Annotated in this window: 16 protein-coding genes; 13 read left to right on the forward strand and 3 right to left on the reverse strand. The window is 63.3% G+C overall.

From position 1 onward, the window contains the following. Positions 1-157: 157 nt before the first annotated feature. On the forward strand, positions 158-694 hold the full coding sequence (locus tag AC0KS4_RS15465) for an HD domain-containing protein (RefSeq protein ID WP_036429517.1): 537 nt from the start codon (positions 158-160) through the stop codon (positions 692-694). 7 nt (positions 695-701) lie between these two features. Here AC0KS4_RS15465 and AC0KS4_RS15470 read toward each other — a convergent pair whose 3' ends face one another. Continuing rightward, positions 702-1,169, reverse strand: a complete 468-nt coding sequence (locus AC0KS4_RS15470) for an NUDIX hydrolase (protein ID WP_008260777.1) — start codon at positions 1,167-1,169, stop codon at positions 702-704. A gap of 7 nt (positions 1,170-1,176) precedes the next feature. After that, positions 1,177-1,977, reverse strand: coding sequence for a helix-turn-helix domain-containing protein (locus tag AC0KS4_RS15475; protein WP_008260779.1), 801 nt, complete (start codon positions 1,975-1,977; stop codon positions 1,177-1,179). Between the two features lie 248 nt (positions 1,978-2,225). On the opposite strand from AC0KS4_RS15475, the gene AC0KS4_RS15480 reads away from it, so the two are divergent. The 12 genes from AC0KS4_RS15480 to AC0KS4_RS15535 all read left to right on the forward strand — a co-directional run bounded on the left by AC0KS4_RS15480 (position 2,226) and on the right by AC0KS4_RS15535 (position 12,661). Beyond that, on the forward strand, positions 2,226-2,567 hold the full coding sequence (locus AC0KS4_RS15480) for a hypothetical protein (protein WP_008260780.1): 342 nt from the start codon (positions 2,226-2,228) through the stop codon (positions 2,565-2,567). Between the two features lie 83 nt (positions 2,568-2,650). Further along, positions 2,651-4,087 carry an FtsK/SpoIIIE domain-containing protein gene (locus AC0KS4_RS15485; RefSeq protein WP_014942901.1) on the forward strand — a complete coding sequence of 479 codons (1,437 nt, stop codon included), beginning with the start codon at positions 2,651-2,653 and terminating at the stop codon, positions 4,085-4,087. A 2-nt stretch (positions 4,088-4,089) separates the two neighbouring features. After that, on the forward strand, positions 4,090-5,592 hold the full coding sequence (locus tag AC0KS4_RS15490) for a replication initiator (protein ID WP_310917267.1): 1,503 nt from the start codon (positions 4,090-4,092) through the stop codon (positions 5,590-5,592). Beyond that, complete coding sequence (locus tag AC0KS4_RS15495) at positions 5,585-5,746, forward strand: hypothetical protein (protein ID WP_008260783.1); 162 nt, start codon at positions 5,585-5,587, stop codon at positions 5,744-5,746. Before AC0KS4_RS15490 ends, AC0KS4_RS15495 begins: the two co-directional genes overlap by 8 nt. Before the next feature lie 575 nt (positions 5,747-6,321). After that, positions 6,322-7,278 carry a hypothetical protein gene (locus AC0KS4_RS15500; RefSeq protein ID WP_225325532.1) on the forward strand — a complete coding sequence of 319 codons (957 nt, stop codon included), beginning with the start codon at positions 6,322-6,324 and terminating at the stop codon, positions 7,276-7,278. After that, a complete protein-coding gene (locus AC0KS4_RS15505) occupies positions 7,275-8,018 on the forward strand; it encodes a hypothetical protein (RefSeq protein ID WP_008260785.1) in 744 nt (247 codons plus the stop codon). The genes AC0KS4_RS15500 and AC0KS4_RS15505 overlap by 4 nt, the downstream gene beginning before the upstream one ends. 308 nt (positions 8,019-8,326) lie before the next feature. Beyond that, positions 8,327-8,737, forward strand: a complete 411-nt coding sequence (locus tag AC0KS4_RS15510) for a hypothetical protein (RefSeq protein WP_041321066.1) — start codon at positions 8,327-8,329, stop codon at positions 8,735-8,737. Positions 8,738-8,841: 104 nt separating this feature from the next. Then, the gene (locus tag AC0KS4_RS15515) at positions 8,842-9,048 is read left to right on the forward strand and encodes a hypothetical protein (protein WP_008260788.1); all 207 of its coding nucleotides are present in this window, start codon (positions 8,842-8,844) and stop codon (positions 9,046-9,048) included. Between the two features lie 66 nt (positions 9,049-9,114). Continuing rightward, complete coding sequence (locus AC0KS4_RS15520) at positions 9,115-9,663, forward strand: hypothetical protein (RefSeq protein WP_008260789.1); 549 nt, start codon at positions 9,115-9,117, stop codon at positions 9,661-9,663. 203 nt (positions 9,664-9,866) lie between these two features. Continuing rightward, positions 9,867-10,457 carry a hypothetical protein gene (locus AC0KS4_RS15525; protein ID WP_225325531.1) on the forward strand — a complete coding sequence of 197 codons (591 nt, stop codon included), beginning with the start codon at positions 9,867-9,869 and terminating at the stop codon, positions 10,455-10,457. Continuing rightward, positions 10,454-11,428: an ImmA/IrrE family metallo-endopeptidase gene (locus tag AC0KS4_RS15530; protein WP_008260794.1), complete on the forward strand. Its 975-nt coding sequence runs from the start codon at positions 10,454-10,456 to the stop codon at positions 11,426-11,428. Before AC0KS4_RS15525 ends, AC0KS4_RS15530 begins: the two co-directional genes overlap by 4 nt. 606 nt (positions 11,429-12,034) lie before the next feature. Further along, positions 12,035-12,661 (forward strand): GNAT family N-acetyltransferase, encoded by a 627-nt coding sequence (locus AC0KS4_RS15535; protein ID WP_008260795.1) that lies wholly within the window; start codon positions 12,035-12,037, stop codon positions 12,659-12,661. Here the strand turns inward: AC0KS4_RS15535 and AC0KS4_RS15540 are convergent. Further along, positions 12,658-14,097, reverse strand: coding sequence for a recombinase family protein (locus AC0KS4_RS15540; RefSeq protein WP_072501373.1), 1,440 nt, complete (start codon positions 14,095-14,097; stop codon positions 12,658-12,660). The genes AC0KS4_RS15535 and AC0KS4_RS15540 overlap by 4 nt on opposite strands. Positions 14,098-14,101 lie beyond the last annotated feature (4 nt).

Here is a 14,101-nt window from a genome sequence, read left to right on the forward strand (position 1 = left end):
CGACCGGCGCGGACGGGAGCGTCAGCGGACGGGAGCACAGGGAGCGAAGCGAAGCCCGCAGGTGGCCACTGGATGCGTGCTGGTTACACGCTGTGTTCGGTGTGCAGGTGTGGGATGGGGACTGCGAGATGACGGTGGGCCTCGTAGGCTGGCTGGTGTGAGCGGGGTGCTGGCAGAGCGTGCACGGTGGGAGGCCGAGACGCGGCTTGCTCGGCAGCCTCGGCGGTTGGCGCATGTGCGGGGTGTGGTCGCGGCAGCGGGGCAGCTTGGCCGACATTTCGACGCCGAGACTGCTGATTGTCTGGTGGCGGCTGCCTGGCTACACGATATCGGCTATGCGCCGTCGGTGCGCCAAACCGGTTTCCATCCCCTCGATGGCGCGATGTTTGCCCGATCGGCAGGCTTTGGGGAGCTGGTTGCGTCGTTGGTGGCGTTTCATAGCGGAGCGCGCGGGGAGGCATGCGAACGGGGCGTGTCGGGCTTATCGGCATTCAGCGAGCCTCCCCGAGAGGTGTTGGACGCGTTGACGTTTTGTGATTTGACGACTGGACCTGATGGTTCTGCGGTGTCGGTCGAGGATCGGCTCAGCGATGTCTTGGCACGCTATGGGCCCGATGATCCGGTGCATCGGGCTGTTGATGCCGCGCGGGAGGAGTTGCTGGCAGCGGTGGGCCGGGTGCGCGGCTGGCTGTGAGACCAGCTCAGCCCAGATAGGGGCGGTCGCGGTGTTGCAGGTAGTGGTCGATGCGCAGTCGCATCGAGGGGTGCATATCCAGCGCGGCGATGTCGTCGGGGTGGCTCCAGGTGATGTCGGTGCTTTCGTGGTCGATGGCCAGGGTGCCGCCGAGCACGGTGGTGGTGAAGCACAGCGAGAATTGTTGGCGGACTTCCCCGTCGGAGAATGCTACGACGTGATGGGGGTTGGTGTAGACGCCAACCAGCCCTGTGACTCCGACGTCGAGGCCGGTTTCTTCTTTGACTTCGCGCGCGGCGGTGTCGGCGATGGTTTCGCCGATGTCGTGTCCGCCGCCGGGCAGTGCCCATAGGGTGTTATCGCGGCGTTTGACCAGAAGGATGCGGCCTTGTTCGTCGGTGACGATGGCTGAGGCGGACGGGACCACGCTGTTGGGTTGGGGGGCGTTAGGGTCATTGTAGTAGTCGGTCCGCATTCCAAAATCAACCTTTCCTGGTCAGGGCGGTGGCGTTGTCCCAGACACGGTCAAACGCCTGTTCGAGGGTGGTCCAGAGGCGTGGTTCATGGTGGCGGGACAGCACGAGCAGAGGGTTGTTGCGTCCCGGGGAGCCGTAGATGTGGAAGTTGACGATCATGGTGTCATCGACGCGGAAGATTGACGTGTACAGCGTGCTGTCGTGGGTGCGGATGTGTAGTCCCGGTGTGCCCGTATATGGGGTGAGGAGTTCGACGGAGGTGCGACAGCGGGCGATGACGGCTTCTCCGATGCCTTCTTCGGCGCCGCGGATGGTCATGGCGGCGCTGTCGGGGTCTCCGGTGAGAAAACGGACCTGCACGCCGCGCTTGGCGGCGTCGAGCAGGATATCGAGGAATCCGTCGAGCGTGTCGAACAGGAACGTAGCCGCAATCACCAGAATGTCGATGCCGGTGCTCGCATGAGCGAAATGCTGCTTCCATGCGGTGATCGGTAACTGGGTGCGGCTGGCGTAGAGCGTCGCGGTGAATGGCGCACTGGTGATCGTAGAGAGTGTGCTGATCGTGGAGGGCGGGAATTGGTTGGGCCACAGGTCGTGTGGAGTGCAGTCGAGTGCGTCGGCGGCGCGGCGGGCATTGTCCCCCCGGACGTTGAGATCGGTGTTGGACAGCCAGCGTCGAACGGTCTTGAGGTCCACCTCGATCGCGCGGGCGAACTGAGCCGGCGATAGCCCCTTGGCGTGGAGTCGTTGTTTGAGCCGCTCGTTGGGCATCATCGCGAAAACCGGGCAATCATCGGCACTTTCCATGGCCCCTCGCACAGACCTCCCGTGTCGATGCCGCCGCGTGTGGCGGCCTCGGGTTCCAGTGTGCCATGACGGCGGCGACTGGCCCGGTGTCGGGCAATGCCGGCGGTTATGTCCCTGCCTGTGTCTGTAATGCCCGTGGCCGTGTCGGCAACGTAGGCAAAGGTCCCTGGTGATGCCTGCTGTGTCCGCGTGAACTGAAATCTGCGCCTGATCGGGCGTGTACAGATCACGAAAGGAACAGCAGGACAATGCGTTTGAGAATTGATACATCCGGGACGCGGTTCATTGTCACCAGGGCGGCCGAGCCGCGGCTGAATTTCGACACCGGCAGCCCCAAAGTCGACACCGCGACCGGCGTACCGCTCTACGCTGCGCAGCTGCTGGCGTTGGATGACACCGGCGGCGAAGTACTCAATGTGACCGTAGCCGGTGACCCGAAAATCGGTGTGACACAGCAGGTATCGGTGTCAGGACTGGTGGCCATCCCCTGGGCTCAAGGTGACCGCAACGGCGTGGCCTTCCGCGCCGACGCCATTACCCCCACGACCGGCGCCGCTATATCCAGCGAACAGGCGCGCCCGCAGAAATAACCCGATTGTTGGGGCGCGGCGTGGGCGCCTGTCGCGCCCCAACACGGGACTGTTATCGCCGAAACTCGCGGAAGGCACTTGTCATGGCATCAAACAACAAGCACACCAACAGCTCTGGGTCGACTCAAGGCGACTGGTTCGAAGATCTGATTCTGTCTCTGGCCAAGGCCATGGGGTACCTGCTGTGGTGGTCGATTCTCTTCCCCGCCATTAGTATCCCCATCATCGCCAGTCTGGCGGTCGCCATCACCCACGGCCCACAGCCGGGCCTGATCACCGCCGTCGCGTTCGGTGCCGCGTATGTGGGATGGGCATGGCTTGACCCGCGGTCATTTCATGCCTGGGTGACCGAACCGGTGCGGCACCGCTGGCTGACCTGGTCGCGCTACACCCGCACCTGGGAATCGGTGTGCATCTTGCACGGACTGACTGCCCGCCTAGGTGAATGCACCCTCGTGCCAACCCTGCAGTCGGTACACATCGGCAAGACCACCGACGTTCTGACGCTGCGGATGGTCACCGGGCAATCCCTGATTGATTGGCACAAACAAGCCGACGCACTGGCCGCCGCCTGGCGCGCCGACCGGATCACTATCCGTTCGACCGCACCTGGAGAGCTCCGCATCACCCTCATGCGCGGCGACGTGCTGGCTGACCACGTCGACCTGCCCATAGCCACTTCGACAACCTCAGTGGATTTACGGGCGGTGCCGGTCGGGATCACCGAAACTCGCCACTGGTGGTACCTGCCCCTGTTGGGCCATCACGTGCTGACAGCTGGGGCCACCGGGGCCGGCAAAGGCAGCGTGTTGTGGTCACTGATCGCCGGGATTGCCCCCACCGTGAAAACCGGGCTCGTGCGGCTATGCGTGATCGACCCTAAAGGGGGCATGGAACTGGGCGCCGGGGCACCGCTGTTCACGGTGTTCACCCACGACGCCACCGACACCACCCTGCGCCTGTTGCGCCAACTGGTGGAGGTGATGCACGCCAGAGCAAACCGGCTGCGCGGCAAGACCCGTCTACACACCCCCACACCATCCGAACCGCTATTCGTCGTGGTCATTGATGAGATTGCCGCGCTCACCGCCTACGTCACCGACCGCAAAATCCGCGCCGAAATCGAACAACTTCTCGGTCTGCTGCTCTCCCAGGGCCGGGCCGTGGGGATTAGTGTGGTGGCCGCGGTGCAAGATCCGGCCAAAGAGACACTGCCCGTGCGGCAACTCTTCACTGTGCGCATCGGGTTGCGGCTGACCGAAGCCACCCAAACCACCATGGTCCTCGGCCAGGGCGCACGCGACGCCGGCGCTGAATGTGACCGTATCTCCGATGCGACGCCGGGTGTGGGCTATGTGCTTATCGACGGCAGCGCCCAACCGCAACGGGTGCGAGCCTTCCATGTCACCGACCACGACATCACCACCCTCGCTGCGCGGTTCAGCGCACCAGTTCGCCGGTACGGCGGTGACACGCCACGCAATGCCAGCAGTCCCGACTTGGGTGGGGATCGTCCGTGACGATGGCCATCACACCAAAGGGTGCCATGGTGTTGCCCGGCGTTCCTGATTCGATCGACACCGCTGCTGTGGTGGATCAGATGGTGCGCCGCGCCTCCTCATTCGGATATGAAACATGGTGGCAACGAGCAGAATCCGTCGGCTTCTGCGCCCACCCCATTCAACTGGTCAGCACCGATGAATACGGTCGGGATCGAGTGGTATGGACACGGTGCAACAACCGACGCGCCCACATCTGCCCCTCATGCTCAGACCTCTACGCCCGCGACACCTGGCAACTCGTACACGCCGGCGCCGCAGGCGGCCACCACGACATGCCCGCCGCGGTGGCGCACCGCCCGCAAGTATTTGTCACCCTCACCGCCCCCAGCTACGGGGCTGTCCACACCACCACGAAGTCAAGGGACAAGGACCAGCAGGTATGCCGCGGCCACCGTCGGATTGGTGGATACCGCCGCTGCCCGCACGGAAAGCCCTTATGGTGCAGCACCACCCACGACCATGATGATCCACACGTCGGCCAGCCACTCTGCCGAGAGTGCTACGACTATGCCGGGCACGTGCTGTTCACCTGGCACCTTCCCGAACTATGGCGCCGCTTCACCATCGCCCTGCGACGCGCGCTACGCAAAGAACTGAAAGCCGCCACATGCGACCTGGATACGGTGCGGGTCAGCTTCATCAAAATCGTCGAACTGCAGGCCCGCGCCATCCCGCACATCCACGCTCTGATTCGCCTTGACCCCCACGACGATCCCGATCAGACCGAGTGGGAATCACCGATTAGCGCAACAGACCTCGCCAGCATCATTCAGTACGCCGCCCGCGCCGTGACGCTCACCATCCAGGACCCAACCGCCGACAGCGCCGTGCGGACGATCATTTTCGGCACACAGCTCGACACCCAGCCCATCAGCGCATCCTGTGAGCCGGTGACGAGTGCCCCAACAGAACAGAATCCACCTACCGGCCGATCGCTATCCGGCAGACAGGTGGCGCGCTATCTCGCCAAATACGTCACTAAATCAGTGGCCGACCTGGGGATCAACGCACGCCGTCTCTCAACCGAGGCGATCCCGGACTTGGATGTGTCTGAGCATGTGCGCGCCATCCTGACCACTATCAGCGAGCTCGCCGACCAAGGGCTAAGCGGCATCAGACGCTGGTTGCACACCCTCGGGTTCCGCGGCCACATCACCAGCAAATCCCGCCGTTACTCCACCACGATGACCTCCCTACGTGAACGCCGCGCTACCTGGACTCGCGAACAACACTCGAAAAGCACTGCACGCCAATTTGGTTCAGGATCGAGTGACGATTCCGCTAGCCCCGTTGATAATGAGGATCTGGTGGGGTGGGAGTTTGACCGCGCCGGCCATGCCAGCCTCGGTGAGCGGACCTTGATCATCAGTGCCTCACTACGGCGCATTCAACAGCGTCATACCGCGCGCGAGGCACAACAACCGCAGCGCAGCGGCTTTCCTGTCGAGGTGCCCGATGGCTAGCTTCCCGGCGCACGCCGCGAGCCAGCGGAGTGAGAAACCCTATAGCCGTGAAGAATTCACCGCCTGGCTGATCAAATCCTGTGAGCGCCAACAACTCGCAGTCACCATCGCCAACCCCGCCATCCTTGCCGACATCGCCACTTTGCTGCGCTGAGCTCACAGCCGACACATCCGGGTGCTGGCCACGAAAGAGTATCAACGTTCGAGTTGTTCCTTGCCTGGCCATATCAGCGCAATCCGTTGGCTGACAGTTGATGTCAAGGCCGTGCCGCCGGCGGTCAACCAGGGGTTGAGCCTTGACGCCAAGCGTCAGCCAACACACACTCGACTGCGACCAGGCAACAGGACAGCCGTGATTCAGCGACCGGTTCACTACGCGATGCGCACTGGCCAGTTATCCGGGTCGCCCGGGACAGTGTGCGATGAGCTACCACCCCGATACCCGACCCGACGCCCCAGTTTTGCCACCGCGACGGGCGCTCGTGGTGCACGAGCGCCACATGCCAAGGTCGCTGGATACGACACCGAAGCCAAGACCCGAGATGGTCTACCTGATGGACTAGAAAGACCCGGCCTGATGGACTAGAAAGACCCGGCGCGTAGACGAAGCAGCGCAGCCATCGTCGGGGAACCCAATTATACCCGCCTTCCGCAGTACCAGTCAAACAACTGTGTGCCCCCATCCGCAAATATAGTTGTTTGACTTTCCCTCGGTGTTAGAGTAAAGAAATGCGTCCTACGTCGGTGCCTGCACGCCTGGTCGAAGCCGGAGTGCCGGTGGTCACAGGCGATGCCCGCAGCATCACCTACCGCGATGGCAACCACGCGGTCACCGCCGAACTCGTCCTGGCCGACCGAGTGTCGTCACCAGCATCCGTGCTGGGCCGCGATCGCCGCCCCGGCCACCGGATCTTCCTCATCTGCGAAACCATATCCGAGGAGGCACGTTCAGCTCTGCTGGCCGACACTAACGTGGACCTCAGCGTCGCCAGCACCGGCGAACTGGTGCTCTCCGGGACGACCTATCGTGCCCCCGTGGGGGCGCGCCCACACCGAGGCGCAGGCGAACGTAGCTGGCGGCGGCGCGCGGCCGAGCGGGTCTGCGTGCTCACCCGCGAGCACCTGCGCCAAAGCGACCTCGCCGCGGCCATCGCCGTCAGCCAGCAGGCGGTATCGAAGATGGTCGAGAAGGAGCCGCTGCCAGATACCCCCATGGCGCCCGACGCTCGTCGGGAGTCGCTCGTCGAGCTGGCGTCAGTGCCAGCCGATGACGGAGTCGTTGAGACCTACTGGTACGGGATGGACCCCGTCACCGACCAGGTCCGCAGCGCGATCCGGCTCGGCGCAGAGCTGACCGTGCCGGTGATCGCCGGCGGTGAGGTCGCCGCCGACGTGCTGGCGCCGTGGCGGGTGCCGAGACACGGCCTGGTCTACGCCCAGGAGCTGATCGACCTCACCGACTTCGGTCTGGTGCAAGCCACCGCTGAGGAAGCAACCTTGACCGTACGTGTTCCTGCCGACTCGACGGTGTGGGCGACCGCCGCGTGGTGGAACCAGCTCACCGATGTGCAGCATTCCGACATCATCACCGCAGACCCGGTGGTTGTCCTGCAGGATATGAACGCCGGTGCTGATGCTGGTGACGGCGCCCTGCAACGACTCGACGACTGGATCGCGGGCCGGTGACCGGCGCGGTATCGGTCATCGTCGCGTGCACCGCCGTGGCCGATGACAACGGGATGCGCGCGCTGCACGACGTGTTCACCGTAGCCGCTGACCTGGATTACCGCGTCATCGGCGGCCACATGGTGCGGCTGCTACGTCATGTCTATGACGTGCCGGGAATCCCGCGGGTGACCTCCGATGCCGATACCGGAATTGACGAGCAGGTAGCTGTCGCCGGCGACTTGCACGACCAGCTCACTGCGCTGGGCTACACGGACACCAGCGGAAACCGATACGAGCTCGGTGGGCAGGCGGTCGATCTCCTGGTACCCACCGAGGCCAAGGCGGGCAAGCGATACCTCGGGGAACGGGCCTTTGACGGGGCGCCCGGATTGCGCCTGGCGCTGGCGTCACCGCCGATCCAGGTCGCGGTCACAGCGCGGCTCACCGACGGCACCTATCTGGAATTCGAAGTCCCGCTTCCCGACGTTGAGGCCGCGTTCGTGATGAAGATGCTGGCATGGACAGTGCGGCACTCCGACCGCGACGTGAAGGACATCGAGACGATGCTGGAGATCGTTGCGTCGCAACCGAAGTACCGCGCTTCGCCGTGGCGGATGCATGATCCCGCTGTCACCAAGTTCGGTGAGCGCAAAGACGCAGCTCGGGCAGCGGGACGGATGATCGTCAGCCCGCCCCGGCTAGTTCCGGCCCGGGTGCGGGTTCTGCTTCGCCAGCACGTCGCGTTCGCGCCACGCTGACATTAGGACCCCTCTATCAACATAATTTGCTGCCACCTTCGAGCATCTTTCGTCTTTATTTTGACGTGCGGTCGCTCTGCGGTGACTTGAGACGGCTGTGCCGTCAAATAAGGAAGGGCGACCAGCATGGCTGACACAACATTTGACGAACCGCAGCCTCCAGCCGCTGGCCTTGCACTAAGCCAACTCGATATTCCTCGTGACTAGCTGATCAGCAAAGGCCAGGCCGGCTTCAGCGGGCTCGATCACGTGACGGCGTATTAACGGAGCACGGAAGGTTGTCGGTGTGCACGTGCACGATGCCGAGCATGAGGTTGGTACCGATCAGCGGCTACACCGACTGCAACGGCCGCAGGGTGCCGCCGTACGTGCAGCGGCGCCGAGCGGCGGCCCCACGCTTGGGCCAGCAGGACGCCCTGCGAGCTGCCCAGGTCATCGACGGTCGGCGCAGCGGGTGGGGTGCGGGGGGGTCCGTGGTCAAGGGTGCGACCAAGCTGGCAGCTACTGCGGCGGGCGTGCTGGTGGCCGGATGGGCGCTGTGGCAGGCGGCTGGGCAGGTGCGCGAGTTCACCGGTGACCGTTTGGAGAACCCGGCCCCACTGGCGGGATCCTCATGGTTTGCCACGGCCGGTGTGGTGTGCGAGGCCACCGGCCGGTTCGAGGCCGTCGGTGCGCTGCCAACTCGCAGACGGTCTGCGCCGTCAAGCCGTGAGCGCTAACCCGTTGTGCGAGAGCAAGTGGTACGGCGCCATCGTGGCGCTACGCGCGGGCGAGGGGCCCACAGTCGGTGTGCGCCGACGGGCCACTCGGTGCGCCCTTGTCGATGGAGGTGCTCGATGCCGGCCAAACCGCCACGTACGGATCGCTGGGTGCCGCCATGCTCACCTGTCGCTCCCTGCGCAACGGCGGGGTGTACTGCTATGACCAAGGCAGCGGACGAGGGTTCGAGTTCGGCCCGACCGGTTACCGATTCGACGATGCATTCCTGGGCCAGGTCGCGCATAGAGATGGTGTGCGGCAACATAATTGATGATTGGTGGGCTGTCCTTTGCGGGCACAACGCTGGGACTTCCGTCGCAAAAGAAACGAGGTCGAGGTGGACATTGGGACACACAATGGTGACGGCGTGCCGCCCGACAGCGGGCGGGTGATTCGAGAAGAATTGATCAAATATATGGCGGACACACTGCGCGACCTGCCCGACCAACAGCGGGTGTTCCTGCACCTACCCCGCGCGCGTGTGGGCACGGAATGGTCACAATGGATGGACCACGCCCAACCGACAACGCACGGTAACAACCTGGGCTTCACCGTGGGATATGTGTTCTACCCCGGCGGAGAATGGGACGCCTCAACGGTATGTGAGCGGCTGCAACAACTGTGGCGGATGTGGGGATGGACCGCCACCCTGGGACTACCCCCGGTCGGAGACGGCTACACGCTCGTCGGCCGCTCCTATGACGGCTACGAGTTCACCCTGTACGCCGCACCGCAACGACGCGGCTCCAGCCTGGAAATCGTGTCGCCACACTTCGATCCCGGCACAGGCAATACGAGGGTCACCATGCCGTTCGCGGTCACCCCCTTCGGGGAACTGTCGCTACCCCAAATATGGGCAACCCACCCAGAACTCGTCAAATGGTGAGCACCCACGCCAGCCGAACTGGGATCTCTCCGTTGAACTCGATGGTATGCAAGCGGATTAAAGTTCATACCGAATCGCTGCCCGTCTCCCGGCCGAGCGAAGTAGCGGTAACTCCACCTGACGGTGGATGGAGCCGCTGGCGCGTCACCGACACGATGCAACATTCGCAGTAAAATTTCTACAAGCAATGTAGTATGTACAGCATGCAGCTAGAGCGGCACGAGGTCGATGCTTTCGCCCAGATCCTATTAGCGGCATACGTCGGTGCGGCCGCCGATGCGCGGACCTTCACCGCGGAATGGGGTTCACCGCCCACCCGGATGGATAAGTCGCATCGATTCCGCTCAATCGCCCAGGCGCAGATTGCTCAGTCGGATCAATTCGCGCTGCACCAGGAATACATGGAATCGGGACGCGTGCAAGTCACCGACATGAGCACGCGAGATTCCTACCTGATCCGCAGCAAGGCCGCGATCGACATTGAGGAAGCCCTTTCCGGGGCCGAACAACTTGTCTTGTTCGAACCACCGCGCCAGAATCGTAGCGGACACCCCAAGCTGCTCGCCTACACCTTCGAACGGGGCGGCATGCGACTGTGGGCCTGTGCAACCAAGCGGATGGTCAATCGGCAGCGACTGGTACCCGCAGGAGAATTGGACCACGTTGGATTCTGGCCCTTCGCGGCCGATTCGCCGCCAGACGGTGGCGGCGACTTGAAATTTGACCAAGGCGAGAACGATCCGTTCGATGACCTCGGCGAGGATTTGGACTTCGGGGAGGCAGACGGCCTGTGAACAGGCTGCGAGCATTCCGCGACATCGAAGGGCTCAACCAGGGCGACCTCGCAGAGATTCTCGGCCTGTCGGTACCAATGGTGTCAGCGATCGAAAGCGGTCGCCGAAGCTTCGGAGGCGATCTCGCGGCCCTGGGTTACCGCAATGATCGACTGAGCTTGCCTGACATGTCCGAACCCATTCATCGGGCCCGAGCGTCGACATCGGTTGCGGCAAAGAAGCGGGCCAAGGAGCTTCTCCGGTTGGCCGGCGAAGTCTTCGGCGAGTTGCTTAACGTCACGCCGAAGGCCCCCGATATTCTCCTGCACCGACATGGGCCAGGGGCCGGCCCCGATGAAATCGAGGAACTGGCCGGCGACATCCGTGCTGTGCTGGGCCAGGAGGAATCGGGGCCCATCCGCAATCTGACCGCGCTCGTCGAACGCGCGGGGATCTGTCTTGTGCCGATTCCTAGCCTTCCCGGGCTAGACGGCTTGTCCGCGTGGGTGAATGGTGTACCGGTCATCGGTCTCAATCCCGCAGTTCCGGGCGATAGGTTCCGGTTCAGTTTGGGACACGAATGCGGCCACTTGATATTTCACGATCGTCGTCACGATTCCGTGGAAAGCGAAGCGAATCAGTTTGCAGGTGCACTGCTGTTTCCGCGTGCAGATTTCGACGCCGCGATGATCGATAAGCCCAAGTTGGCCGACTTCATTCAGTTGAAGAGTTCATGGGGCATGTCAGTGGCCGCGATCATCTACCGCGCACACGAACTCGACTACATCGACGATGCTCGCTACCGTGCCCTACAAATCCAGATGTCGAAGTGGCGCCGAACCGAGCCCGGCGAATTCAAACCTGCGACAGGAACACTATTTCAGCGCCTCGTTGAGGTCCACGGAGGCACGCAGGACGTTGCGAAACGCCTCGGAATCAATCCCAAACACCTTGCTGCAGTCGTGAACTGGAGCCACCTTCGGCTAGCGTAAACACGATGGCGACAGCCCGATAGTCAATCCCCGGCAAATCAAGGCCGGCGTTCAATGAAGCTATGGGGCACTTCAGTTTTTCACTCCGGTCACCGGAAGATCCATTTCAGGAGAACCAGTAGACCTCATACCGGTGTCATGCAGCGCGCCAAGACTCAAGAAGACTGCCCGCGCAAGGTCCAGAAACGGGATGCGCTTGTGGCCAGGGAAAGGGTTGTATTAGGCCAGATTCCGTGCGCTGACCGATTCGTCTACTGTCCGCTCCAATGGGGCAGGCGGGCTGTCCGAGTTCGAACAGTGGTTCGACCGACCGGAGCTAGGCCTTGACCGCTCAGCAGACCCAGGCACACGGTGGCGGTGCGCCGGGGAACGAAAGCACACCCACCATCGGGTGCGTCACCGAGGTGGACACCCCGACAGCCGCGGCGGCGCTCAGGCTGTAGCGCCAAGGATAGCTGAGGCCGCTCACCAGCATTCGTGTCGCGACTGCTCAACGAAATGCGTTTGGCGGACATGTCGGAGGCAACCGCTAGCATCCGCAGCCAAAGCCGAAGCGGCACGGGCGATCACTCCCAGCATGCTTGACGCAAAGGAAAGGTGACATCGGTGGCGAGGAAGAAGATCGGCATCCAGGACGCCAGTATCGCGGAAATTGAGGACCTGGAACGGTGGCAAATACTTGCTGGAATTGGGCCCGGCAGTGCGCTGGGCGAAGACCTCGCTGAGGCAAAGGAGTCGGGCGTCTTAAGTCACGCACTACGAGGGGGGATTAAGCACGCGCGATCAATCAACCAGTACGCCAACATGTTCGACAGCCTCTGCGCGCGAACTCTGGTCCTGTCGGCGCGAAGCGGTGCAAAAACAGTGGGGCTGTTGCTTCTCGGGCCGCCCCCAGCGCTGCTGCAACGAGGACCGCAATTCAATGGCCAGAATGCCGCGTTCTTATTTCACGTCGCAAAACTAGGTGTCCTAGCGGTCGATCCAACCGTGCACGGCACGGGCATCGGATCGCGGCTAGTCAGGGTAGGGACCGACATTGCGCGCCAGTCGGGATATCTCGTCCTTTACGGTGAGTTCCATGCTGACCGGCCCGCCCTGCCAACGTTTTACGAACGGTGCGGGTTCGAAGTACTCGAAACGGACCAGGCGCTCAACCTCACCGAAGTAATGGGCTTCCCCACCCTGATAAAGCCAACCGGCAGCGACCGACTCTTCGTCACCGGATTGACCTAGATGCGCCAATGCGGATGGACGCGGTTGATGTCGAGGCTGCGTGCGCCGGGAGTACCCGGGGCGATCACGGCGTGACCGAGCACGGACTTGATGACCGCTTGTTGGCGGTCGATGTCCAAGCTGTCCCATTGCTCGCGGAGCAGGTGTCCGGTGCCCGCGAGTTCGTTGACGTCTGCGGTGTCGGTGGCCGCGGCGATCGCTTTACGCGTTTGGGCGATGCGGGCGGTGATGGGGTCACGGGCGGCGATCCACTCCCGCGCGGTCACGGCACCGTCCGCATACAGCGCGGCCAGCTCATCCAAACGGGCGGTGTCGGCGTCGAGCTGAACCGACAACTCTGCGACATTGGCATCCACGCTGGATTTCCCCACTAGTGCATCGGCCAGTGCCGGAGAGTCCAACCGGGTCAGCACCGCGTCCGTGAGAAGGTCCTCGACGGGTTGAGCCACGACCGTCAAGCGGCCGCAGCCGCCCTGATCCGGGCCGCTCAGACACACATAGCGGCGCACCCGGTTCTCGGGATTGACATGGCGGGCTTGGGAATACAACCGGTTGCCGCACCGGCCGCAGCGCAGCAATCCCGACAGCAGGTAGGTGCGCGGGGCGCGGGTCTTGGTCAGCGCCCGCGCGGTCATGCGGGCTAACACCTGATCGCGCTGCATGGGGCTGATGATCGCTGGCCACGCGGCCTCACCGATCACCTGGCCGTGATGCTCGCGCAGTCCCGCCACGCGACCCGAGCATAGGATTTGGCGCACCGCCGAGGTCCGCCACGATTTCGATGCCGCAGGCGCGATCCCGGAATCGTTGAGCCACATGGTCAATGAGCGGATCGAGGCCCCCGCCAGATACCGGTCCACCATCTCACGCACCACGGCAGCCTCCTCGCTGCGCACGGTGATCTTGTCGGGTTCGTACCCGAACGGGCGCACCGAGCCGTGCGGGCGTCCTTGTTCGGCGTTCTGCAACATCTTGCGGCGGATGCGTGCGGATTTGCGTCCGGACTCTTTGGCGGCGAACGCGGCGAAAATCCGGGCCATGAACAACCCGTCATCATTGCCCAGATCGATATCGGCGGTCACGGTGGCCACGTCGCGCACTCCTACCGATTCACACAACGCGACGAACTCTTCCAGCTCCACCGGGCGGCGATGCAACCGATCCAAGTTGTAGACGAGCACCGCATCGCGCGCACCCGACTCCAGATCGGCCAGCATCCGTGCGTACTCGCGGCGCGGTTTACCAGAGAAGGCCGACACATCATTATCGACGTACTCATCACCGACTGGCCAGCCGCGATCGGCGGCCAGCTTGCGGCAATCCTCCAACTGGCGCGCCACCCCTAACCCGGCGCCCTCAACGTCAGCAGAGATACGTGCGTAGACCGCGGCCGACTGAACACCAACTCGCTGAGCAGTGGCTTTCCGGCGTGACATGAGG

Source organism: Mycobacterium sp. NTMscope_MAC_12 (assembly GCF_976985675.1).